Consider the following 23,127-nt stretch of genomic DNA (forward strand, 5'->3'; position numbering starts at 1 on the left):
CAAAGGAAATCATGAGCAAGGTAAATATATTAATTGTTGAAGATGAATTCATCGTAGCAATGGATATACGAAATCGGCTACAAAAACTTGGATACACTGTTTTTGGGCTTGTCGACTCTGGAGAAGAAGCAATTGAGAAAGCAGCAGATGATTCTCTAGATTTAGTTTTAATGGATATTATTCTCAAGGGAAAGATGGACGGTATAGAGGCCGCCGAGGTAATTTATAATAATTTTAATATTCCAGTAATTTATCTTACTGTTGATTCCGATGAAACAACATTAGAGCGAGCAAAAGTAACTGAGGCGTTTGGCTACATTATCAAACCTTTCAAAGAAAAAGAATTAAAGTTTAATATTGAAATTACTCTATCCAAACATCGGATGGAAACAAAATTAAAACAGAGTGAACAATGGCTGAATACCGTACTCAAAAGTATTGGTGATGGGGTGATTACTAGCGACGCATTAGGAACGGTGACTTTTATGAACCCTGTAGCGGAGGTAATAACGGGTTGGAAATATTCAGATGCCTTTGGTAAAGAAGCAACAGAAGTATTTAATATTGCTCATGAAAAGACGCGGATAAAAATTGAAAATCTTATAAAACAAGTCCTTGAGTCTGGCGTTACTGTCCATTTACCAGAAGAAACGATACTTGTTACTAAAAACGGTGCAGAAATACCAATTGATGATAGTATTGCACCGATTAAAGATGACGATGGTAACATTACAGGTGCAGTTTTGGTCTTTCAGGATATTACCGAACGTAAGCAGATATTGGAGACACTAGGACGCCGCGAGCAAGAATTCAAAGCACTAGTTGAAAATGCACCTGATATTATTTCCAGATTTAACACTCAATTGCGCTACGTTTACGTTAATCCAGCTATTGAAAACATTACAGGAATATCAGCCAAAACATTTATCGGCAAAACAAACGTAGAGTCAAATCTGCCGTCAGAATTTTGCCAGATATGTGATCATCACCTCCAGCAAGTTTTCCAAACTAAGCAAGAGGTGGACTTTGAATGCAGTTTAACGATCGCTTGGGAAACAAAACATTACCATACCCGTCTTGTGCCGGAATTGGCTAGCGATGGTTTAATATATTTTGTTTTGAGTATCGCTCGCAACATTACTCCTCTAAAAGTTGCCCAGGAGCAATTAGTTTATAATGCCTTTCACGATCTACTAACCGGTCTGCCAAACCGCGCCAGATTCATGGAACGCGTAGAACGTGCGCTGATGTCGGCAAAACGACGTGTGGACTATACATTCGCTGTTCTCTTTATAGACCTAGATCGCTTTAAAGTAGTCAACGATAGTCTCGGTCATCTGATTGGTGATCAACTACTAACTGCGTTTGCTCGCATATTGGAAAGTTGCCTGCGCGGTGGAGATACAGTTGCCCGTCTAGGGGGAGATGAGTTTACAATTTTGCTTGATGATCTCAAGAACATTAATGACATAACAACCGTAGTTGAGCGGATACACCAAGCTCTGAAATCTGCGTTCAAACTCAGTGGGAATGAGGTATTTACCACCGCCAGCATTGGTATTGTCCTAAGCAATCCTAGTTACACCCGACCGGAGGAACTCCTACGCGATGCTGACATTGCCATGTATCAGGCTAAGAGATCGGGTAAAGGATGCCATAAGATATTTGAGTCAGCCATGTACACCCAAATAACGAAGCTATTAGAGTTAGAGATGGATCTACGACGAGCAGTTGAACGCCAGGAGTTTCAGATTCACTATCAGCCAATTGTTTTGTTAGAAACTTACAAGATTATTGGCTGGGAGGCTCTGGTTCGTTGGCAGCACCCGCAACAGGGATTAGTTTTTCCAAACAATTTTATTCAACTGGCAGAAGAAACTGGGCTGATTATCCCTATTGGTTATTGGGTACTCCGCGAGGCTTGTCGTCAGATGCACGCTTGGCAAATACAATTTCCGGCTGACCCACCTTTGACAATCAGTGTAAATATTTCCACTAAACAGTTTTTACAACCTGATCTGATTGAAGGAATTAAGCAAATTCTCCAAGAGACTGGACTCGAAGCCAGGAATTTAAAACTGGAGATTACCGAAAGCGTACTTATGGCAAATACTCAATTAGCAAGTTTTATGATTTTGCAACTGCAAGAGATGAATATTCAATTACACTTAGATGATTTTGGCACAGGCTATTCATCTATGAGTTACCTGCACCGTTTTCCAAGTACTATCTTGAAGATTGATCGTTCTTTTATTACCAAGATGGGCGCTAATGGAGAAAACTTAGAGATTATTCAGGCGATCATCAGTCTAGCCGAAAGTCTAAATAAAGATGTAATAGCAGAGGGCGTAGAAACGGGGGAACAAGTAGCACAACTTAAAGCGATGAAATGCAAGTACGCACAGGGATATTATTTCTCCCAAGGCATGGATAGCAAGTCGATAGAAAGATTAATGGCACTGCAAAAGTTGAACAGCAGTCAACTTTAGATCAGCAAATACAAGCGTTGCGATCGCGCTATCCCCTACATACACCTTCTCCTCATAAAAACCCTCTACCCATTCCAGAACTGTGACTCGCTGTTGTATCGGATCAACAATCCAATACTCAGCAATACCCCGCGCTGCATACTCAGATCGCTTATAGCGATAATCACGACTGCTCTGATTGGGACTCACCACTTCAACCACCAATAACGGCGGTGGCATCTCTGGCATCACCGTAGATCGTTTAGCCCCCTCCATCGCAGTCGCCAATTCCTCAGAAAACACCACCAAATCAGGAACACGCACCTGTGAGCCAGTGGTCACAATTTCCATTTTCATCGACAGCCGATAAGCAGGAATACCCAGTTGCACAAACCAGACAAGGATAAACATGGCAATTCGTCGATTTATCTCACTCTCAGCCGTGATCAGAAGCAATTCTCCATCTTCAAACTCATACATTGCATCTGTACCATCGTCATAATTAAAGAACTGCTCAAGAGTCATATTTCCAGATGCAGCTTTATCTAATGTGATTGCCATAATCACCTTACCTTCTGGTAAAAACATCATTAGCTTGATCTATTATCGCAACAGCCCCTCCAAATCTTTCATCCCATCCTGAATCTCGACTTCCAACCTTGCCAAATCAGCAAGGATGTCTTTATTGCAATCAGTCCACTAGCGTTTTGCCCTCATCCCCTAACCCCGAATCCCAAGTTGGGATTCGGGGAACTAGAGAATTTGCTCCCCTCTCCCAAAATTGCTACGGTGTACACACAAGTCGGAAAAACTTCTCCACCAAAGATTTGCGGTGAAGCAGCGCTGCGGGAGGGTTTCCCTCCGCAGGCGACTGCTGAACCCGAAGGGTGCGTTACGCTGGCGTGACAAAGCTAAATTTTTGCAATCATGGCGATGCCTACGGCTGGCTACGCCTACGCATTTGTTAATAGTTAAACTGTCACACTCACCGACATCCCGCCCAGAACTAAAGTTCAGGGCTAATAGCTGAAGTCCACTTAAGTGGACTAAATTGATCGTTCGTTGAGTCCACTTGGACTTCAGCTATGAGACTCGGAATTCATTCCGAGGCGCGATAGAAACGGAGTGCGAGATTTATTAATAAAGATATGACTGCGACAAGACTTGTGTGTACACCGTAGCCCAAAATTGGGAGAGGGGCTGGGGGTCAAAAGAGGCAGGGGAGCAGGGGGAGGGACTGAGACGGAGCTTGGACTCGCGGCTTGCGTCAAAGCGCCCTTCCAGGGCGGGGCTTCTCTACGAGACGCTCCGCGAACGTACCCATGCTCCGCTCCGCTCCGCGCAGAGGGGAAGGGTTTGCTCCCCCCGCTCCCTGCTCCCTTCCCCTCTGCCTCTTCGGTGAGGGTCAAACCTCGAAAGCTTATTGGGTGATGTTAGCTAGCCCCTTGTCTCCCTATCTCCTTGTCGCCTTGTCCTCTTGGGTCTTTTTCTCCTGCGGCTCGTTCGCGTGTCAAGCTATCAATAGCATCACCTAAAGCAGTAGTTAGGCTATTGCGGGTTTGGGCGTGGTTATCCTGCTCAGTTTTCAAAGCTTGCAAGAGGCGATCGCGTTCTTTGATCACGGTGATCAGTTTAGCTTGTAAGTCCTCCACAGATTTTAGTTGTTCTATTTCTTGTTGGTTTGCTGTTACTGCTGTCCCAGTAGCCATTTCGACCTTAAGACCCTGGAGTTTATGTATGTCTGCCTTCAGCGATGCGATCGCCTGTTGGGACAGTTGGGCATCTGTGCGGCGTTGTTCTGCTTCTGTATTATAAAGCTGACGCCATTTTTGGGCACTTTCCCAAGCAGCATTGCGATCGTGTTGAAGTCCCGCCATCTGCTCTTTGAGTACCTGGATTTCTGTCAACCACTGTTGTGTTAAATCTTGATTCATAAGTCATTAGTCATTAGTCATTAGTCAGAAACTCTACCTTTGCTTCCTGACTCCCAGCAATTTTAGGTTAGTGGAGTACTAGTGAAAGCCAAAAGCATTTACGTAATTTTTTAACTTGAGATTCAAAAGTACTTTAAGTTATTTAAGGCATCAACCGCTACCCACTTTTATGGTTAGCGCTAGGATAGCTATGTGTTTTTTAAAGTATAAATATGGCTAAAACTTTTTACGTAAATCCAGTCACAGGCAGCGATACCAACCTTGGTAGCCAACAAGCCCCTTTCAAAACTATTACTCAAGCCCTCAAGGTAGCTACAGATAACACTAAGATTCAACTGGCAGCTGGAAATTATAATGCTGCTAGCGGTGAAGTCTTTCCGCTAACTATTCCATCTGGGGTTATAGTGGCGGGTGATGAAGCAAACAAAGGCGATCGCATTTTGATTGAAGGAAGTGGTAACTACCTAAGCCGTACTTTTGCTGGTCAGAATGTCACATTTGTGTTGCTGGATAAAGCCGAACTCCGGGGAGTCACTGTCACAAATCTGGCTAGCCGTGGTAGTGGTGTCTGGATTGAATCAACTGCCCCTACTGTTGCTAATAGCACCTTCACCAACTGTAAACGGGAGGGAGTATTTGCTACAGGTGAGGCTAACCCAGTTATTCTAAGTAATGTGTTTAGTCAGAATGCAGCCAATGGAATTGCGATCGCTAAAAATTCTAAAGGTCAAATTCAAGGTAACACTTGCTTCAAAACAGGTTTTGGTGTTGCTATTAGTGATACTGCATCACCCACACTTATAGATAACAAAATTTCTGAAAACCGTTCTGGGATTATCATCTCTGGTAATGCTCGTCCCGTATTGCGTAACAATGTCAGTGAAAATAATACCGACGATGGGATCACAGTGATTGCTACTGCCCTACCAGATATCGGCAGTACCAATAACCCAGGCGGCAATACTCTACGCAATAACGGTAAATTTGATTTGCAAAATGCTAGTTCCAACAAGCTGGTTTCCGTGGGAAATAAAATAGATGCGTCTAAAGTCACAGGAAATGTAGAGTTTGCAGATAGTTCGGTTCCAACACCCACGCCCACGCCTACGCCTACACCTACACCGATACCCACTCCCACTACGCCTACACCTACACCGATACCCACTCCCACTACGCCTACACCTACACCGATACCCACTCCCACTACGCCTACACCTACACCGATACCCACTCCCACTCCGACACCTACGCCTACTATCGAATTAACCGATATTAGTAATCATTGGGCAGGTGGGTTTATTCGGGAATTAGTCAAATTAGAGATAGTTAATGGTTTTCCCGATCGCACATTTAAACCAGATGCGACAATGACACGGGCACAATACGCCGCATTACTGGTAAAAGCTTTCAACCCATCGCCAAACCGCCCCGCGATCAAATTCAAAGATGTACCAGCAGACTTTTGGGCATCTAAGGTAATTCAGCAGGCATATCAAGGTTCATTTCTCTCTGGTTTTCCTGACAATAGCTTCAGTCCCAACAAAAATATCCAGCGCGTGCAAGTGATTGTCTCCCTAGTGAATGGATTGGGGTTATCTGCTGATAGTGCAACCGCCATCAAAACTTTCGATGACCAAGCAAAGATTCCCGAATATGCCAAGGATGAAGTAATCAAGGCTACTCAAAAAGAGATTATCGTCAATCACCCAAATCTCAAACAACTTAATCCTACCCGCGATGCTACACGCGCTGAGGTAGCGGTGATGGTATACCAAGCCTTGGTAGATGCTAATCGTGTAGCAGCGATCGACTCGCCTTATATTGTGACTGCTTGATTGGGAAACTAGTTGATTTTGCAAAATCGGATGATTTTTGTCGGGGCAATTCATGTAGCTTTAGCTGACCGCAGGGTATTGCCCCAACAAAAAGGGTTCTAAATTAGAGGCAAATTCATACTTACAGCAGTTTTCATGTATTTGAACCACATCTGTTATAGGGGCACAGAAAAAGCTCATGCGTGTCAACTTAGAGCCAGGGCGAATGGAATTCACGGCTACACAAACAAAGTCCACCTCCGTGGACTAATACAAAATCAAGGGTTCTTAACCCACGGAGGTGGGTTTTGTCTGTGTAGACGCGGTTTCTAACCGCCCTTTTAACCTTAAGTTGACTGTGCCCCTACTGAGGCAAATTATTCGGGTCAATACCCTGAGATTGTAAATAAGCAATCAGTCGTTCTTTTTGCTGGCGTTCTTGTTCGGCGCGTTGGCGTTCTTGTTCGGCGCGTTGGCGTTCTTGTTCAGCGCGTTGGCGTTCTTGTTCAATCTGTTCCCCAGCCCACGGTAATAAATTACCAGCTTGATCCCACCAGCGTAACCAATAACCAGTGTGAGCTTCTTTTGTTCCTTGCCAAGTTCCCAAAAATAAGCCCATTACATCAATCCAATGACGGCCATTTTCGTCAGGTAGCTTTAACTCATAGCGTTTATTTTCCAGTTGATAATATTCTAATAAACCGCCATCTGGTTCAAAAATTATGTAGATGGGAATCTGCAAAATTTGCTCGTAGAAAAACCATTTTCCTGGTGGATAAGTTCGCTTTACCGAATATTCTCCCCCCTCAGTCTCGGATAAAAATTCGATGGCGATCGCTGGGATATTTCCTTCTAAATTGGGTGTATAACTTTTGCGATTACCCAAAACTTGATTAACCGACTGCACATAAACCCAGTCAGGTGCTTTGGCAATAAATTGCCCGTTGATTGTCGCACAAAGACCAAAGTTTGAAGCGATCAACATCTGGGGTTGGATGAATCCACTGATTTCTAGGCTTTCACGCAAAGCACCAGCCAAAAGTGGCTGACCGGTATTCTCCACTGGTTCATCCTCTAGTTGAAAATCCTTGGGCAAAGCTTCCCAAGAGATTACCAGTTTTTGGGATTTGGCTTCACTGAGTTGGGTTGCCATAAACACAACATGAATTTATTTTTGATCTTATCGCTTCCAGGACGGCTATATATATAAGAATATCAAGAAAATCCAGATAAAAATTTTGTTTTATTAACAAAAACCATGCAGTTGAATCGAAGTAATTTCCTCAGATTTCTGATCCAGTCAGAGCCAGGAAAACCAGCAATATCTAACGGCTTGCGAGCCGTGTTAGCGTTGGGGGTTCCCATGCTAATTGGGCAACTGATCAACCAAAGGGAAAGCGGGTTATTTATCGGTTTAATAGCTTACTTTGTCAACTTAGCGAATATTGGTGGCCCTTACCGGATCAAAGCTAGGGCGATGGTAGCGGCTACTTTGGGAATAGCTGTTTCAGTATTTGTGGGTACTTTAGTCGCCAGAGTTCCAGCCCTAACTGTGGTGCTAACATTTCTCTGGGGACTTGCTTCCGGTTTGGCGTCGCTGTACGGTAATGCTGGTGCAAATGTCGGTCTGGTGATAGGGATATCATTTATTTCTACGATCGCACAGCCAGGAAACTTGGAAGTCGCACTCATGCGATCGCTGCTATGTCTAATTGCAGGTGGATGGGCGATGCTACTTTCTTTAGTAATGTGGCCTTTTAAACCTTATGATCCACTACGGATAGCTGTGGCTGCTTGCTTCAGTGGGTTGGCGCAGCCCACCGGAGGTATCGCCAACTACATTCAGGCATTTGTCGCTAAAGTAGCAACACCTGAAAATATTTTCCTAATCAGACAGGCATTAGAGACAGCACGCACTACTTTAGGTACATTACGGATTGGACAGTCGGCTCGAAGTTGGATGAATGAGCAGTTATTGGTGCTAATTCAGGATGGCGATCGCTTACTTGGCTCAGTTATTGGCTTAATAGAATTACTAGAAACTTACTGCCAACAACAGCAATATCACGCAGTCCAGCAATTAGTAGACGATGCACTCGCACAAATATCAGTTATTCTTCAAGCCATAGCGAAAGCCATATCTGGTAAGCCTAGCAGCATCGATCTGGGAAATCTCAACCGCATCTATGAGGCACTCAAAGAACAAGAAAGTCTGCAAAGAAAAGCAATTGCCGGGAGTGAGACAGATTATACAACTCTGGTTGCTCTCAGTAACCTAGTGCTGATGATCGAAAAGATAATCAAGCAATTGCAATACACTGCTCAGACAGCTAAATCTCTGGCCGATCATAGCACGATCAGTCAACGTGATGTAGATAGACTTCTTTTAGTTGCAGACGAACAGCGATCGCTCTTAAATTTACTCAAAGAAAACCTCACCTTAGACTCAGCAATCTTTCTCCATGCTCTCCGCATTGCTGTAAGTCTAACTTTTGGCGTAATATTATACAGCATTACCAATTTACCAATGGGGTATTGGGTGACACTGACGATCATGATAGTCCTCAAACCGAACTTGGGTGCAACTTTTCAGAGGTTTTTCCAGCGAGTTGGCGGGACTATCTTGGGAGCTGTGTTAGCTGCTGTTTTACTTGCAACCATCACGAGTAAGCTTGTATTAGACACAATTATTCTGCTAACAGTATTTTTTGGCGTTTCTCTGATCCGTTTCAACTATGGGTATTCGGTGGTTTTCTTATCAATATTTGTCTTACTGATTATTGATATTGGTCATCCCATTGGTTGGGAATTTGCTGGCTTTCGGGTGTTGAATACATTAATTGGGGCGGGACTGGCTTTTGCGAGTCATTACTTTATCTGGCCAAATTGGGAACGCGATCGTTTACCCAGTCAACTCGCCACAGCGCTACGAGAATGTCACAAATACTTTAGCGATGTTATGGCTGTTTACCAGGGAAAAAAGGAGCCTGACTCTACCATTATCAGTCAACGGCGACAAACTGGACTGGCAATTGGCAATGCCCAAGCCTCATTCCAAGGATTACTGCGCGAACCGCAAATGCACAAAGAATTAGTAGAACCAGTGATGACGCTGCTGATATACATGGGACGTTTTACTAACGCCGTGACAGTTTTGGCAGTACATCTGGAACATTTTCGAGGAACAGTGCCACTCCCAGAATTAGAAACCTTTGTTTGCCAAATTTCGCTAGTCTTAGAACAGTTAGCTGATTCAGTACAGCAGGAAATTGCCCCACCGCCCTTACCTGACTTGGAACAAACGCTGCAAAAAATCCAACCGCACCTACAAGCACTGCGTACAGCCCGGATACAAGAGTTAGCTGTCAATCTAGGACATACACCGATTCGTCAGGCAGTGATTGATTACAGCATATTAGATTTGGAGATTGATCAGATTGTACGGCGGTTGACTGCTATGCACTCAGCGATGGTACGGCTAACATCAGGTAATTAACAATTCAAAATTCAAAATTCAAAATTAAAGACGGACTTTAAGAAGTTCCCCCCCTTAAAAAGGGGGGCTAGGGGGGATCAATAAGTGCCTAAAGTCACAGCGAAACACTTTTTAAACAACCTCTAAGGGGATCTGTATTCCATTGCTGGCTCAAAATTTTACGTGGCTGTAGAATATATGTTTAACGCTTTCGGCTGCGATGATATAAAATGCGACGATCGCTCCTAATACAAGCACAAAACTCAACGGCAACGGTTGAAATCCGAGCAGGGTTGCCAACGGTGTCCAGGGAATGATGATTGTCACTCCAATAGTTGCCAGCGTAGCCATTAACAAATATTTTCCTGGCTTACTGTTGAGAATGGATTGGCGGGTACGAATGACCAGCACAACCAGCGAAGCAGAGATTACAGATTCCAAAAACCAACCGGTTCTAAACTGTTGTGGTTGAGCGTGCAGCAGCAACAGCAGCGCCCCAAACGTGAGATAATCAAATACTGAACTCAGCAAACCAAACACGATCATAAAGTTGCGGATAAACTTGATATCCATCCGCCGAGGTTTGTTAGTTAACTCCTTGTCTACCCGATCTGTAGCGATCGTCAATTCCGGGAAATCAGTTAGTAGGTTCGTCAGCAAAATCTGACTGGGCAGCAACGGCAAAAAGGGCAGAACCAGAGAAATTCCCGCCATGCTAAACATATTGCCAAAATTGGCGCTAGTTGCCATAAATATATATTTTAAAGTGTTGCCAAATGTCACCCGTCCTTCTTTTACGCCTTCGATAAGGACATTTAAATCTTTTGCCATCAACACAATATCAGCAGCTTCCTTAGCAACATCAACTGCGCTCTCCACTGAGATGCCGACATCGGCAGCATGAAGCGCAGAAGCATCGTTAATGCCGTCTCCCAGATATCCAACTACATTCCCGGCTTTTTTCAGGGCGATGATGATCCGCTCTTTTTGATTTGGCTCTACCTCGGCAAAGACATTTGTCTGTTGGACTTGCTGCATCAAGGCTTCATCACTGAGTTTCTCTAGTTCCGAACCGGTCATTGCCTTTGGTTCAGGCAATCCTACCTGCTGAATAATACTCATAGCAACCGCCTTGCTATCTCCGGTAATCATCTTCGGGGTAACTCCCAGCAGTTGCAACTCTTTGAGGGTGTCAGCAATGCCAGCTTTTGGCGGATCGAACAGAGCAAGGTAGCCGAGAAATGTCATGTTCGTTTCATCATCTTTGCTGAAAGAATCTTGATTAAAATCACGATAAGCCACACCCAAGGTTCTAAATCCCTTACTGCCCAGATCTTCAGCCTGTTGGTGGAGTTTTTGTCGCTGGTCTACAATGTTGATCGTTTTCCCCTCAGCAGTTTCAACGGTTGAGCAAACATCCAGAATATTTTTTAGTGCGCCTTTAGTAATAATTAGATGCGTACTCTCTTTCTTGAATAGAATGCTTAGACGTTTGCGGTTAAAGTCATAAGGCACTTCATCTAGCTTTTGATAGCTTGAAATATCGAATGTTTTGTATTCACGAATTGCTGTATCGATCGCATTCACATAACCTGACTCAGATGCAGCATTCAAATAAGCGTAAAGTAGAACGCGATTCGCCTGCGGGGAGTCTACGCCAACGCTTTCTTTTCCGTCTACATCAACCGCAGAGTGAATTTTCACCTCTCCTTCGGTCAGCGTACCCGTCTTATCGGTGCAAAACACATTCATACTGCCAAAGTTTTCGATCGCGGGTAAGCGCTTGACGATCACCTGCTTTTTCGCCATTTTCTTAGCACCACGAGCCAGATTAACACTAACGATCGCAGGGAGCAGTTGGGGAGTCAAACCGACAGCCAGCGCCAGAGAAAACATAAAGGATTCCAGCACTGGGCGATGCAGGTAGACATTGGCGACAAAAATTAAAACTACCAAAATTAGTGTTACTTCCATGAGAAAGTAGCCAAACTTGCTCAGTCCCCTTTCAAATTCCGTTTCGCTCGGTCTGAGTTTTAGGCGTTCCGATACTTTGCCGAATTCAGTTTCTTTTCCGGTATGAACAACTACTGATAAAGCCGTTCCACTAATTACATTGGTTCCCATATACAGAGAATTGGTGCGTTTGGCCAGTCCAGTTTCTGCAGCCAATACGCCACTTAGCTTATCAACCGGATAGGTTTCTCCTGTTAGTGCTGCTTCATCCACCGATAAATCTTTCGACTCTAAAACTAGACAGTCGCCCGGAATATTTTTACCTGCACAAAGCAATACAATGTCACCAGGAACAACTTCCTCATTGGGGATTTCTTGAGATTGACCATCCCGCAAAACAGTTGCTTTAACTTGCACTAATGCTAATAATTTTTCGACGGCGTTTGAGGCTCCTCGCTCTTGCCAAAATCCTAATAGCCCACTGATCAGAACGATCGCTAAAATGATCGTGGCATCTGCCGCATCTCGAAGAAAAATCGACAGCACCGCCGCAAAAATCAGAATCAAGATAATCGGACTCTTGAATTGATTCAGCAACAGCATCCATGCGCTAGATTTGTGTTTTTGTTTGAGGCTGTTTGCGCCATACTCGCTCAGACGTTGTTTGGCATCTTGACGGCTTAACCCTGCGGTTGTAGAGTGCGTCTGCTGAAGCACCTGATCTGTGGGTAAGCTCCAAAATGTGGAAAGTTGGGGATTCATCATTTGGGTTTTTGGGGTTAGTCAAGCGACAAGGGTTAACCACATTTATCGTAAGCATCTGCAATCTAACCGCAGATGCGATCGCTAAACCTGTGTAATTGATTTTGAGACTGATTCACTGATTCGTTATAATATTAGACGATAAACTTTGCTAAAGAGGGGAAATGCATGACTAGCCGCGAGCAGCTTATCCAAGAACTTGCAGAGGTTCCAGATGAATTAATTAAAGTAATCTTAGATTTTTTGCATCGGGTTCAGACAACGCGTAGGCATCATCCTCTAGCGAAATTTGCTGGTATTTTGAGTGATGATGAGGCGGCTGATTTACAGGAAGCAATTCAAGCTGATTGTCGTCAGGTTGATTTAAATGAGTGGTGAGATTGCATTAGATACTTCTGTTGCAATACGTTTTTTGAATGGTGATCCTGATGTTGTTTCAAGGGTGTTGGCGTTACCAGAAATATTTTTGTCGGTGGTAGTAGCGGGAGAGTTACTGTTTGGGGCTGAGAACTCGACTCGACCGTTGAAAAATCTTCCTCGATATTTCGAGTTTATGGAAGTTTGTACGGTTGTGCCTGTGGAAAAGAGAACGGCAGTTATCTATGCTCAGACTCGTTCAGTTTTGAAGCGCAAAGGACGACCAATTCCTATGAATGATGTTTGGATTGCAGCGCATTGTCTGGAACATGGTTGGGTGCTTGTGACCGATGATTCAGATTTTGATTATGTGGATGGATTGGTTATAGAGCATTGGTAATGATGGCTATTATGTTTTGCGATCGCCTCTTCCCATCATCTCAATGCGCGATAATTTAAGTCTGCAATAGAAATAGATGTCAATCTAAGTGATGGCAATACAATAAAGGTAACTATAAAAAGAGGTCGAAATGGCAACATAAACGTCACTATATTAAATACAGAATCTGCAAAGTCGATAGCATCTCTCTCTGAACCTTTCACTATCTATTCTCCTGGATTAGCTGGAATAGCCAGACATGAAACATATATGTCTGATGGAGTACTTCTAAGAACTATTGCAAGGGGGGACGCAAACCTCGCATTTCGCAATGTTCTCCTTCGATTATCTGCACAATCCCGAAAAGATAATTGGGATTCATTTATTGGTGATCTCCAAGAAATTTTCTCAAACATCTCTATAAAAGTAGATTTTAATGAAAAAACAGATGAATATATTTTGGTGACTATTGATTCTGGTGCAGGTAAAGATATACCTGTTGAACTCGCTGGTACTGGCATTCTTCAAGCTGTACAAATTCTTGCTTATGTACACTATTTTCATCCATCAGTAATTATCTTGGATGAGCCAGATTCTCATCTTCATCCAAATAATCAAAGATTATTATGCCGCCTTCTCCAGTCAGTTTCTGAAGATCGCTCAACACAAGTAATTCTAACCACACATTCACGTCATGTCGTTGATGCATTAAGTGGGCAGGCGATGTTTTTATGGATAAGATCTGGAACCGCCGAGAGATTTGAGCAAGATCATGACCTAGCTGTGCTGCTAGATATTGGTGCATTAGATATCAAAGAGATGGTTTCACATTCCAACTCTAAGCGTTGTATTGTATTAACCGAAGATACTCATAAACGCACACTTGAGAAGGTTCTATGGTCGTCAGGTATCCCAGAAAGCGATACATTAGTTCTTGCATACCACGGATGTACTTCTCCACAAAGCCTTCGACCTCTTATAGATTTGATACGAGCTGGCAACTCTCATGCAACTATCGTTGTACATCGTGATCGTGATTACTTTAATGAGATAGAAGCTGAGGAATGGCAAAAACAAATTAGGAACTTGAAAGCCAAACCATTTCTTACAAAAGGAGTTAATATTGAGTCACACTTCTTATGCCATCGACATATTGCTAATCTAAATAATATTGCTGAGATTGATGCCAGTGAACTAATTACTCAAGCAACTAAAGACTCGAAAGACTTATGTATTAAAAAATATGTTAACGGAAGATATGACATTGAAAGGAAATCAAGTGGTTATGGAAAACTTGATTTTGGGGAATTAGCTGTTGAAGCACCTAAAATCCTAGATGATGATCCTGAGAGATATCGACATTCTAAGACAATTCTCAAAAAGGTTCGATCTTTATTTCAAGAGAAGTACAATCGTAACATTAAAATTATTGAGCAATCAGAATTTATCAAGGATCTATCACTAGAAGCGATTGCTAATTCGCTTCCAATATGATGCTAATAAATTTTGCGCTATCCTTTTCAAAGCCTACAACCGCTTCCTAACAGAATAGTAACAGTAATCGCTTTTGATTTGATGAAAATTGAACTAGCGATCGCAAAGCAAAATAATTACCAAATAATTGTTATCAACTTTGCAGCAAAAATATTTTGATCGCAAGTTAATAAAGCTACTTGATTTCCTTGACTCTCTACAACTAAAGCTGTTGATACAATTTGGCGATCGTGCATTTCATTGATAGAGGTTAGTTCTACACTTTTTTCAATGACATCATAATCCAGTGGATGTATAAAAACTCGTTTATCATTCTTAACAACCTTTAACAAGGCATCAACAGAAGGAATCGAAGTTTTACCACGACTAACGATCCATACCGACTCCGCCAAGGCGATCGCAGGCAAAATTAATTCACTGGTTGCATCGGAAAGAATAGCTTTTACAATAGGGCTTAAACGAGAATTACCTTCTAAAAACCAGATTAGAGCATGGGTATCAAGTATATATTTCATGTTGATAGATTTATATCTAACTCAGAGCCTCATCAGCATCGCCATGAAACTCAGCATCTTTGAAATCAGACTCAGTGGATTGCTGAGAACCTGAAAACATACCAAAAGACATAAGTTGACTATCTAAACTGACTGATTTAGAAGTTAAAAAAGTTACAAAAACTTGGCTTTCAGTAATATTTTGTGGCACTTCAGCTAATTCGATTTTGCCGTTCCTGTATATTCCTTGAATTGTTTGTAACATAATGGGTTGCGTTGAGTAACTTGAGCGATCGCTAATAAATCACGGCACTAGAACATTTTAGCTAAAATTTGACGGACTCAAAACCTTCAGCGCGATCAGCCTGACGGCATGGCTACGCTTACCACCATGCACGAAAAACCTATGCTGTATAGCATTCGCTATCGTCCCAATTACAAGATTGCGATCGCAGCATAAAGCATATAAAAAATCAGAAAGTTGAAAAATATCCAGATTGCAGTGTAAATAATTTTAATCAGCGTCAATTTGGTTTCACTATTTGGGTACTTCAAAATGATATTTGGGTACTTCAAAATGATATTTGGGTACTTCAAAACAATATTTGGGTACTTCAAGACGATATTTGGGTACTTCAAAATGATATTTGGGTACTTCAAAACGATATTTGCGTACTGCAAAACGATATTTGGGTACTTCAAAACGAGACGATTGGGGATTTCCAAGAAATAAATTATCCAATCTTGTGGGTTGGGCAGCGTTCGATGGTTCCTGAGCTTGCCTGCCCTGAGCCCTTCGACAAGTGTTACCCTGAGCTTGTCGAAGGGCTCAGGGTAACACCTGTCAAAGGGTCGAAGGACTGAGCGCTCACGCCGAAGTCTTGCCCGCCTTTCGTTGCTGGGTGGGCGAGACGCCCACCCCACAATAAATAATTGGATATTTTTTTATTTGTCAGTCCCTTGCAGCAGTGATGACACAATAGGGTTCGGTTAAGCTGCACAGTCCTTCAAAATCCCCCTTAGTCCACGCCAGGTCCTTCAAGTCGGGAAACCCGCCCAACGGACTGGCTCCTTTTAAAAAGGGGGAAATAGAGCCATTTTTAGCCCCCCTTTTGAAGGGGGGTTGGGGGTGGGGTGTTAGGGACTTTTGCAAGAGGTCTAATCTTCAATTCCATTATCCAAAATTTCAAATCTAAAATTCGGTGAATTCAAACCCTTTCCCCCCTAACCGAAAAGTTGTCTGTCAAGTTTTCGGTAGAAAAAGACGATAGGATTCGCTATCCATCAGAATTCTGTAACCCAGCCACATCAGCACGAAGGGGAAAATCTTGCGAGCATAACGGCTGAGTATCAAAGCAATACCAGGTAGATGTGTCAGACTATAGGACATAAATAGCCAGCACAAAACAATTAAATAGCAAACAGGTATGATTACAGACAGATTTTGGATTGAGCTAGTGGCAAACAGGGGAATATAGATCCCAAGATTGTTACCGCCGTTAGAAATTGTAACCGCAGACACGCGATAGGTCTGCGGATCGCGGATTACGTCCCAGAGCGATCGCTTTCTAGAATCAAATCCTCGAATTTTAGAGTTTCTTTTTAGATTGGCTGATTTATCTTCGGCTGAGTCATCCTTATTAAGGTTGAGCAAATTATTAATGCCAATCAGTATCGGCAGAATCCCCAGTAGCCCCGTCCAAGTTGACGGAATCACTAGCCCCAGTAAGAAACCAACCAAACTTACGATCACTAATGCCGTGAACCCTAGAAGCTCACCAACCACAACGTGTTGAGGACGAAAAGTACGATTAATCTCACTGAAGAAGGCAGTCAGATAAATATTGTCGTCAAAGGTTGTTGCCACAGCCGTAGCTAGCCCGATCTTAATTGTTGCAATTAACCAATTCATTACTATCCCTCACTCAGCACCTATCTGATTACCAAAACTAGCGATCGCTCAACCGTTGTAGAGAATTCCCACAATATCGATATGATAATGTGAGTATCCCATATTGGGTGTAATTCAGAGCAAATCTGGTAGTTTATACATATCAAGTGGTGCTTTGACTTTATCTTCTATCTGCAATTCATCCGGCAATGTCCATCACCTATATGTATCAAAGGAGTAATTTATGATTAGCCGTTTGATTGACCTTCTGCCTAGAGGCACAGGTCAAAACATCTTACGGTCGCTCAGATCAGCCACTCGTAGATCGGCTACCTACAGGTTTGCAGTTAGATTTTGCATCGGACTTGTCTCGATTTTGGTTTTGACTCTAGTTTCTAACGGTCATGTTATTGCGGCTTCTGAATCTAGCAATCAGATATCCTCTCTAATGAATCAGTTCAACCTACCCAAAAACTCAATAATGCAGTTATTGGAAACTGTGGGACTATTTATAGGAGGCATAATTTTCTGTATAGTTTTGGATCGCTGGTTTTCTAGCCGTTCGGGTCAATCTAGCAACACGCCCTTAGCCGAGCAAGCGCGGCGGCTCAAGCAACTCAAAATGGGATATCCAGAGGGGATGACAAATTTAGAAGTTCTCCGTACTCAAGGCTTGCTGGAAACGCGTTTGCGACCTTATGGGCTGAGTGTCACCTGGACAAGTTTTTTATCAGCATCTTCTCTGATCGAAGCACTTAGCAACGGGACGATTGACTTTTGCGGCGGCGGTGGTACAGCCAGCATCTTCTCTCAAGCGGCGGATCATGTATTTGTGCGAGTAGCTAAAGAAAAATATACCTCTCCCAAGGGTCAAGCGATTCTGGTACCGGAAAATTCGCCGATTCAGACGCTTGCCGATCTCAAGGGTAAGAAGATCGCTTTTGACAAAGGCTCAAGCGCACATTATATACTTGTGCGATCGCTGGCAAAAGTCGGACTCGATTTTAGCGACATTCAGCCAGTTTATCTAACACAACCGGAGGCGCTGCCCCTATTTCGCCGGGGTGAGGTGGATGCTTGGGTGATTTGGGTTCCCTACACAGCAACTCAGGCGCGAAGCGCTTACCCAGGGCGCTCGATTGCCGGACTAGAGAGCATATTTGGTGACAAAGCCTCCGTAGAAGTTCCGACCTATTACTACGCGATTCCAGAGTTGGTACGCGACTATCCCGACTTGCTCAAGGTGATTTTAGAAGAGGTGAATGAAGCTGGAACTTGGGCTAAAAGACAGGAATTAGAAGCTGTTCAACGATTGACAGAACACCATCAAATCGATCCATCGATCGTCGAAACTTTACACAAACATAGTGGCGAACGCGCCATCATCCCCATTGACGACCAATCGCTCAATGCCTTGCAGCATCAAGCAAATATATTTAGAGATTTAAATCTGATTCCTGAGCGGGTGAATGTGAAAGATGGAACCTATAGCTTGCAGACCAAGCAAAATTGGACTTATTAATCCGATTTTCTACCTGTATGTTTGGCGGAAAAACGCCATTTAGAAAAACGTGCAGAAATCGAAAGGAATAAAACTCGTATTATTGCTCCTGGTGGTGGACTTAGCATAAATAGTTGTACTATCAATTTGCTGCGCGTTGATATGCCGTTGGTTCGTCTTTCTAACTGAGATCCATGCTTCTTTCCTAGCACTGCCTTTATTGAAGCAATACAAAGTCTTAAGCATACAGCAACAGAAGGCGGCCAGAAAATTTCTGCTTGCTTGTGCATTAACTTATTTACGCTCCTCAGCTATAGACCGTCTGTTTGCTTGAATTTTTGAGTAGAAAGTTTGCACTTACTCGATTTTCATAAAAGATATCAGTAGGAATCTGTTTGCGCCGCACGCGATCGCCGAAGGCGGGGCTTTGCCTTAAACTCATTGGATAAAGCTGAAGCTATAGTTCTTGAACTGAGTAATTGGTGCAAGATATATATGAGATAGTTAACCCCAATTTAAGGAGCTGCAAGCAACATTGCTTCTGGCTATCCAGGGAATAATTGGTCTATCTCAGGAGTGATTAAAATTCCCGGCTTTCGGATTGATGAGACTGATACACTTGTAACTGTGCCCGTAATTGGGCAATTTCCTGAGCCATATCTAGCACCATTGCGGCTCCGACTAAGTTCAGCCGCAAATCTTGACGCAAACGCTGAATCTGAGCAATTCGAGCAATCTCGCGGGGATGCAGCAGGTCGCCGATCGGTTCAATTACGCCTAATTCAGCATAAAACTTCACAAGCGTAATTGAAGTCTCAGTGATCAAAGCGGCATATTCAAAGGTGTAGAGTTGCTCACCTTCGAGTGAAACCACAGTTTTTGAAAGGCTGGAAGTCATAACTTAATCTCCTCTAACTGGGCACGCGGGTTAAAGCTAGTATTTGCCTGGATTTTTTCGTAGTATTCTTGCTCGATCGCACTGAGGTCTTTCGGCGTGACAATCTGAAGTTTGGCGAATAAATCACCTCGTCCCCCTTTTGGCAATGTCCAGCCTTTGCCACGCAGTCTGAGCGATTGCCCCGATCGCACCCCTTTAGGAACTTTCATCGTCACGCCCCCATCGGGGGTTGGTACGCTAATTTGTGCGCCTAAAACCGCTTCATCGGGGCGAATTGGAATGTCACAAACGAGGTTATCGCCCTCAAATCGGAAGAAGGGATGGGGCAACACCTCGATGGTAAGATACAAATCACCGCCCTGTGGAGAGAACGGACTAGCACGACCTTTACCTTTGAGCCGAATTCGACTACCTGATTTTGCGCCTGCGGGAATGCGGACGTTGATCATTTCCTCGTCCAGTTGCAGTCGCTTCTGCACACCGTGAAACGCTTCAGAAAATGTCAGTGCGATCGCAGCTTCAGTATCCGGTGCGGGAGCTTGAGAACGAAATCCACCATTAAAATCATCAAAGCCACCAGTGGAGGTTTGACGTCTCGATCGACCCAACAGATCGTTGATAAACGAATCAAAATCGCCGTACTGATCGAAGTCGCCTGTCCCAGCATTAGTTCCGTTAGGTGGCGGCGCTTCACTGTAACTAGGATGATTCCAGTGCTGACCAAAGCGATCGTACTTCTGCCGCTTCTCTGGATCAGATAGTACTTCATTCGCTTCGTTCAGGTCTTTAAACTTTGCCTCTGCACCTTTATCTCCAGGATTGAGGTCAGGATGATACTTACGGGCAAGCTTGCGGTAAGCCCGTTTGATTTCTTCAGGGGTTGCGGTTTTGCTCACTCCCAAGATGGTGTAATAGTCCTTAAAGTCCGTTGCAGCTGGCATCACTGACCTCTCGATTGCGGGTTATTTTGGGGTGGGTAGTAAGCTACTCCCGATTCTCAAAATCTTATAATCTTATAATGTCCAGTTCTTCAGCCTGTTGGTGGAGTTTTTGCCGTTAGTCTGCAATGTCGTTGGTAAAGCCTCGACCTAGTAGAATCAAGATACCTCAACTATTGAGGTATCTTGATTCTTATTGACTGCTGACTCCATCAGTGGTTCGTCCACTCATCTCGCTGGGATGGATGCGGTAGAGCGCCATGACCTCCGCACGACCCCAAGCATCAATCCAGGTTCGATTAATCGCGGGCGAAAGCGTTGGATTTTGCGTTTTGACAAATTGCATCACGCGATCGATGTCTTGCTGAAGAGTGATGTGTTCGGCTCGATCGGTCACAGTAACGCTGCGCCAATGCTTTAGATCGTGCACTTCTTCAACTTGCAAACAGACTTCTGGATTCGCGTCCATATACTTGGTCTTCATCCCCAGCGTCGTGAAAATGTAGATGTTTGGCTCTTCAAAATAATAGTGCATAGGCACAACATAGGGATGTCCTTCAAGCGCACAACCTAAGTGTCCATGTCCTACTTTCTGCAAGAGATCATACATCTCTTTTGTACCCATTTCATCAATATCTAACATAGTCATTCTCCAGAATAAAGATTTAATTGATTAATCTAGTTGCAAATGTGTTGTTGCTCAAGACTTAGATCACCATGTCTAGCGACATCACCCAAAATCCTTTGAGCGATCGCACATCAAGGCTGTTGTCTTATTGATTTTCCTACAGCATGACAGGGTACTGTTTGATTTATGGGGTTATTTGTTTAACTGCAATATAAAAATTAATATAAGTGTGGCAGTTGCTCAAATACTGAGTTATCATTATCTACTGGTTAACTTATACACCTGCCGTATTTTCTCGTAGTATTGTTCCCAAATCAAATAAGAATTCTATAAAAATATGGGGTTTAAATAGATGAAAACTGCTGTAGTTAATAAAGCGATACCTACGGTAAGCTACGCTAACGCATGGTGGCGGATATGATCTTCAATAAAACTGGCAATGAAATAATAACTGTGGTCATAGCCTTCTTGGTAACGCAAGTTTAACGGCTGGTTAACATCTGCACAAGCTTGCTCAAACACCTCTGGCAGTAATTGTTCAGCTAAAAATTTATCAGCAGTTCCTTGGTCAATCAGAATTGAACTGTGATATCCTAGTTCTTTGACTAATTCACTAGCATCATAAGCACGCCAACTTTCTTGATTGTTGCCAAGATACGCACTGAAAGCCTTTTCACCCCAAGGACAACGCATAGGTGCAGCGATCGGTGCAAAGGCTGATACTGATTTGTAGAGTTGTGGGTTTCTCATCGCACAGACAAGCGCCCCATGTCCCCCCATCGAATGACCGAAAATACCTTGTTTCTCAGGTTGGGTGGGGAAATTTGCGGTAATTAAAGCCGGTAATTCCTGGACGACATAACTATACATTTGGTAGTGTTGACGCCACGGTTCCTCTGTAGCATCAACATAAAAGCCCGCACCCGTGCCAAAGTCCCAGCCATCATCCTCACCTGCAATCCCAGTATTACGTGGACTAGTATCTGGTGCAACCAATATCAAACCGTACTCAGCCGCAAAGCGCTGCACTCCCGCCTTTACCATAAAATTCTCTTCAGTGCAAGCCAATCCAGAGAGGAAATAGAGAATCGGCACCGGTTTTTGAGTTGCTTGTGGTGGTTGATAGACAGCAAAGCGCATTTCACCGTTACAGGTGGAGGAGTCATGACTGTAAAAGCCGAGTTTGCCACCAAAGCTTTTATATTCTGAAAGGAGGTTGAGGTTAGCCATTGATTATATTCTCAATCCTTGAGCGACTGTCGGAGAATGACTATTTTAGTCTAAGTTAATATTATGCAGGTAGCGATCGCATCTCAATCAATCCTGCAACGCCGGTAACTTAGTCCCGCATCTTTTACAGAACCCAGCATCTAGATCATGGAAAGTCAAACCACAACCTAAACAAACTGTTTCTACCTGATTAGCAGTTTTCACAACTCTCTTAATTAAGTCTCCCACTTGCCAAGGAATCAGCGCAATTCCGGTAAAAATCATTAATACTGTTAGCAAGCGCCCTAATTCAGAAATTGGAATAACATCGCCAAATCCGACAGTTGTCATTGTGACAACGGAAAAATAAAAGGCATCCAAAAATGTACCGTAATTTTGAGGATTAACTGGATGTTCGACTTGATAAATTAAACCAGAGTAAATAAAAACAATTGCAAATAATGTAAATAATATTCGCGCAAAAATCATTCCATCTTCGGTGCTGATAGTGGCGAATAAAAATTTTCTATCTATAAATCTGATTAATCGTAAAATCCGAAACCATCTGAGTAGGCGGATAAAGCTAATATCCATCATTCCTAGAAAGAATGGCAAAATTGCTATTAAGTCAATAATCGAATAAAAGCTAAAAATATACTTAATTTTGTTTTCCGCACTCCACAGGCGGAGTGAATATTCCACCGCGAAGATGATTACGATCGCAATATCGACTAGATTCAACTTAAACCGTACAGAATCAGGAATATTATAAGTTTCTGCCACAAAAATTCCTGATGATAGTAACACCATAACGGCAAGTGTTAAATTAATCGCTTTACCGATTGGTGTTTCCAGGTCTTTTAAATAAAATTCTGTTTCTTGTCTGCTGAGTAACATATTCGACCGTTAATTAATCTTAATTCTCAGTTATA

General features: G+C 43.1%; 20 protein-coding genes. 8 read left to right on the forward strand and 12 right to left on the reverse strand.

What is annotated here, in order from left to right; all coding sequences use genetic code 11:
• Positions 1-11: 11 nt before the first annotated feature.
• Complete coding sequence (locus tag HWQ38_RS35405) at positions 12-2,489, forward strand: EAL domain-containing protein (protein WP_292803600.1); 2,478 nt, start codon at positions 12-14, stop codon at positions 2,487-2,489.
• Here HWQ38_RS35405 and HWQ38_RS35410 read toward each other — a convergent pair.
• Together HWQ38_RS35410 and HWQ38_RS35415 are read right to left on the reverse strand one after the other, a co-directional pair.
• Positions 2,451-2,993 carry a Uma2 family endonuclease gene (locus tag HWQ38_RS35410; protein ID WP_292803800.1) on the reverse strand — a complete coding sequence of 181 codons (543 nt, stop codon included), beginning with the start codon at positions 2,991-2,993 and terminating at the stop codon, positions 2,451-2,453. The two genes, HWQ38_RS35405 and HWQ38_RS35410, sit on opposite strands and share 39 nt — an antisense overlap.
• Before the next feature lie 908 nt (positions 2,994-3,901).
• Positions 3,902-4,402 (reverse strand): hypothetical protein, encoded by a 501-nt coding sequence (locus tag HWQ38_RS35415; RefSeq protein ID WP_292803603.1) that lies wholly within the window; start codon positions 4,400-4,402, stop codon positions 3,902-3,904.
• A gap of 212 nt (positions 4,403-4,614) precedes the next feature.
• Between HWQ38_RS35415 and HWQ38_RS35420 the strand changes: the two genes are divergently transcribed.
• On the forward strand, positions 4,615-6,237 hold the full coding sequence (locus HWQ38_RS35420; protein WP_292803606.1) for a DUF1565 domain-containing protein: 1,623 nt from the start codon (positions 4,615-4,617) through the stop codon (positions 6,235-6,237).
• 343 nt (positions 6,238-6,580) lie between these two features.
• Here the strand turns inward: HWQ38_RS35420 and HWQ38_RS35425 are convergent, their stop codons facing one another.
• The gene (locus tag HWQ38_RS35425; RefSeq protein WP_292803609.1) at positions 6,581-7,369 is read right to left on the reverse strand and encodes a Uma2 family endonuclease; all 789 of its coding nucleotides are present in this window, start codon (positions 7,367-7,369) and stop codon (positions 6,581-6,583) included.
• A gap of 105 nt (positions 7,370-7,474) precedes the next feature.
• Here HWQ38_RS35425 and HWQ38_RS35430 point away from each other — a divergent pair, with 105 nt between their 5' ends.
• The gene (locus tag HWQ38_RS35430) at positions 7,475-9,712 is read left to right on the forward strand and encodes an FUSC family protein (protein WP_292803612.1); all 2,238 of its coding nucleotides are present in this window, start codon (positions 7,475-7,477) and stop codon (positions 9,710-9,712) included.
• Positions 9,713-9,862: 150 nt separating this feature from the next.
• Here the strand turns inward: HWQ38_RS35430 and mgtA are convergent, their stop codons facing one another.
• A complete protein-coding gene (gene mgtA, locus HWQ38_RS35435) occupies positions 9,863-12,409 on the reverse strand; it encodes a magnesium-translocating P-type ATPase (protein WP_292803615.1) in 2,547 nt (848 codons plus the stop codon).
• Positions 12,410-12,574: 165 nt separating this feature from the next.
• Between mgtA and HWQ38_RS35440 the strand changes: the two genes are divergently transcribed.
• The 3 genes from HWQ38_RS35440 to HWQ38_RS35450 all read left to right on the forward strand — a co-directional run bounded on the left by HWQ38_RS35440 (position 12,575) and on the right by HWQ38_RS35450 (position 14,636).
• Positions 12,575-12,784 (forward strand): hypothetical protein, encoded by a 210-nt coding sequence (locus HWQ38_RS35440; protein WP_292803618.1) that lies wholly within the window; start codon positions 12,575-12,577, stop codon positions 12,782-12,784.
• Positions 12,774-13,163 (forward strand): type II toxin-antitoxin system VapC family toxin, encoded by a 390-nt coding sequence (locus HWQ38_RS35445; protein WP_292803621.1) that lies wholly within the window; start codon positions 12,774-12,776, stop codon positions 13,161-13,163. Before HWQ38_RS35440 ends, HWQ38_RS35445 begins: the two co-directional genes overlap by 11 nt.
• A 249-nt stretch (positions 13,164-13,412) precedes the next feature.
• Positions 13,413-14,636, forward strand: a complete 1,224-nt coding sequence (locus HWQ38_RS35450) for an AAA family ATPase (protein WP_292803624.1) — start codon at positions 13,413-13,415, stop codon at positions 14,634-14,636.
• Between the two features lie 116 nt (positions 14,637-14,752).
• Here HWQ38_RS35450 and HWQ38_RS35455 read toward each other — a convergent pair whose 3' ends face one another.
• From HWQ38_RS35455 to HWQ38_RS35465, 3 genes are all read right to left on the reverse strand, one after another.
• Complete coding sequence (locus tag HWQ38_RS35455; RefSeq protein WP_292803627.1) at positions 14,753-15,151, reverse strand: PIN domain-containing protein; 399 nt, start codon at positions 15,149-15,151, stop codon at positions 14,753-14,755.
• Positions 15,152-15,167: 16 nt separating this feature from the next.
• On the reverse strand, positions 15,168-15,395 hold the full coding sequence (locus HWQ38_RS35460; RefSeq protein WP_292803629.1) for a hypothetical protein: 228 nt from the start codon (positions 15,393-15,395) through the stop codon (positions 15,168-15,170).
• A gap of 978 nt (positions 15,396-16,373) precedes the next feature.
• A complete protein-coding gene (locus tag HWQ38_RS35465; RefSeq protein WP_292803631.1) occupies positions 16,374-17,042 on the reverse strand; it encodes a cadmium resistance transporter in 669 nt (222 codons plus the stop codon).
• 223 nt (positions 17,043-17,265) lie between these two features.
• Between HWQ38_RS35465 and HWQ38_RS35470 the strand changes: the two genes are divergently transcribed.
• Positions 17,266-18,543 carry an aliphatic sulfonate ABC transporter substrate-binding protein gene (locus HWQ38_RS35470; protein WP_292803635.1) on the forward strand — a complete coding sequence of 426 codons (1,278 nt, stop codon included), beginning with the start codon at positions 17,266-17,268 and terminating at the stop codon, positions 18,541-18,543.
• A 124-nt stretch (positions 18,544-18,667) separates the two neighbouring features.
• Positions 18,668-18,856, forward strand: a complete 189-nt coding sequence (locus HWQ38_RS40690) for a zinc metallopeptidase (protein WP_366933383.1) — start codon at positions 18,668-18,670, stop codon at positions 18,854-18,856.
• Between the two features lie 246 nt (positions 18,857-19,102).
• On the opposite strand, the gene HWQ38_RS35475 is transcribed toward HWQ38_RS40690, so the two are convergent.
• The 5 genes from HWQ38_RS35475 to HWQ38_RS35495 all read right to left on the reverse strand — a co-directional run bounded on the left by HWQ38_RS35475 (position 19,103) and on the right by HWQ38_RS35495 (position 23,092).
• Entirely contained in the window at positions 19,103-19,420 is a 318-nt protein-coding gene (locus HWQ38_RS35475; RefSeq protein ID WP_292803638.1) for a chaperone modulator CbpM, read from the reverse strand.
• The gene (locus tag HWQ38_RS35480) at positions 19,417-20,361 is read right to left on the reverse strand and encodes a J domain-containing protein (RefSeq protein ID WP_292803641.1); all 945 of its coding nucleotides are present in this window, start codon (positions 20,359-20,361) and stop codon (positions 19,417-19,419) included. The genes HWQ38_RS35475 and HWQ38_RS35480 overlap by 4 nt, the downstream gene beginning before the upstream one ends.
• A 190-nt stretch (positions 20,362-20,551) precedes the next feature.
• Entirely contained in the window at positions 20,552-21,001 is a 450-nt protein-coding gene (locus HWQ38_RS35485) for a pyridoxamine 5'-phosphate oxidase family protein (RefSeq protein WP_292803644.1), read from the reverse strand.
• A gap of 378 nt (positions 21,002-21,379) precedes the next feature.
• Positions 21,380-22,216: an S-formylglutathione hydrolase gene (fghA, locus tag HWQ38_RS35490; protein WP_292803647.1), complete on the reverse strand. Its 837-nt coding sequence runs from the start codon at positions 22,214-22,216 to the stop codon at positions 21,380-21,382.
• Between the two features lie 87 nt (positions 22,217-22,303).
• On the reverse strand, positions 22,304-23,092 hold the full coding sequence (locus HWQ38_RS35495) for an ion transporter (RefSeq protein WP_292803650.1): 789 nt from the start codon (positions 23,090-23,092) through the stop codon (positions 22,304-22,306).
• Positions 23,093-23,127 lie beyond the last annotated feature (35 nt).

Source organism: Nostoc sp. NMS7, assembly GCF_017115085.1.
Lineage (GTDB): Bacteria > Cyanobacteriota > Cyanobacteriia > Cyanobacteriales > Nostocaceae > Nostoc.

What these genes read in the sequence shown, in the direction of transcription:
- HWQ38_RS35405 (WP_292803600.1), top strand. Translation starts at nt 12, where the DNA reads ATGAGCAAGGTAAATATATTAATTGTTGAAGATGAATTCATCGTAGCA.
- HWQ38_RS35410 (WP_292803800.1), bottom strand. Translation starts at nt 2,993, where the DNA reads ATGACTCTTGAGCAGTTCTTTAATTATGACGATGGTACAGATGCAATG.
- HWQ38_RS35415 (WP_292803603.1), bottom strand. Translation starts at nt 4,402, where the DNA reads ATGAATCAAGATTTAACACAACAGTGGTTGACAGAAATCCAGGTACTC.
- HWQ38_RS35420 (WP_292803606.1), top strand. Translation starts at nt 4,615, where the DNA reads ATGGCTAAAACTTTTTACGTAAATCCAGTCACAGGCAGCGATACCAAC.
- HWQ38_RS35425 (WP_292803609.1), bottom strand. Translation starts at nt 7,369, where the DNA reads ATGGCAACCCAACTCAGTGAAGCCAAATCCCAAAAACTGGTAATCTCT.
- HWQ38_RS35430 (WP_292803612.1), top strand. Translation starts at nt 7,475, where the DNA reads ATGCAGTTGAATCGAAGTAATTTCCTCAGATTTCTGATCCAGTCAGAG.
- mgtA (WP_292803615.1), bottom strand. Translation starts at nt 12,409, where the DNA reads ATGATGAATCCCCAACTTTCCACATTTTGGAGCTTACCCACAGATCAG.
- HWQ38_RS35440 (WP_292803618.1), top strand. Translation starts at nt 12,575, where the DNA reads ATGACTAGCCGCGAGCAGCTTATCCAAGAACTTGCAGAGGTTCCAGAT.
- HWQ38_RS35445 (WP_292803621.1), top strand. Translation starts at nt 12,774, where the DNA reads ATGAGTGGTGAGATTGCATTAGATACTTCTGTTGCAATACGTTTTTTG.
- HWQ38_RS35450 (WP_292803624.1), top strand. Translation starts at nt 13,413, where the DNA reads ATGTCTGATGGAGTACTTCTAAGAACTATTGCAAGGGGGGACGCAAAC.
- HWQ38_RS35455 (WP_292803627.1), bottom strand. Translation starts at nt 15,151, where the DNA reads ATGAAATATATACTTGATACCCATGCTCTAATCTGGTTTTTAGAAGGT.
- HWQ38_RS35460 (WP_292803629.1), bottom strand. Translation starts at nt 15,395, where the DNA reads ATGTTACAAACAATTCAAGGAATATACAGGAACGGCAAAATCGAATTA.
- HWQ38_RS35465 (WP_292803631.1), bottom strand. Translation starts at nt 17,042, where the DNA reads ATGAATTGGTTAATTGCAACAATTAAGATCGGGCTAGCTACGGCTGTG.
- HWQ38_RS35470 (WP_292803635.1), top strand. Translation starts at nt 17,266, where the DNA reads ATGATTAGCCGTTTGATTGACCTTCTGCCTAGAGGCACAGGTCAAAAC.
- HWQ38_RS35475 (WP_292803638.1), bottom strand. Translation starts at nt 19,420, where the DNA reads ATGACTTCCAGCCTTTCAAAAACTGTGGTTTCACTCGAAGGTGAGCAA.
- HWQ38_RS35480 (WP_292803641.1), bottom strand. Translation starts at nt 20,361, where the DNA reads ATGCCAGCTGCAACGGACTTTAAGGACTATTACACCATCTTGGGAGTG.
- HWQ38_RS35485 (WP_292803644.1), bottom strand. Translation starts at nt 21,001, where the DNA reads ATGTTAGATATTGATGAAATGGGTACAAAAGAGATGTATGATCTCTTG.
- fghA (WP_292803647.1), bottom strand. Translation starts at nt 22,216, where the DNA reads ATGGCTAACCTCAACCTCCTTTCAGAATATAAAAGCTTTGGTGGCAAA.
- HWQ38_RS35495 (WP_292803650.1), bottom strand. Translation starts at nt 23,092, where the DNA reads ATGTTACTCAGCAGACAAGAAACAGAATTTTATTTAAAAGACCTGGAA.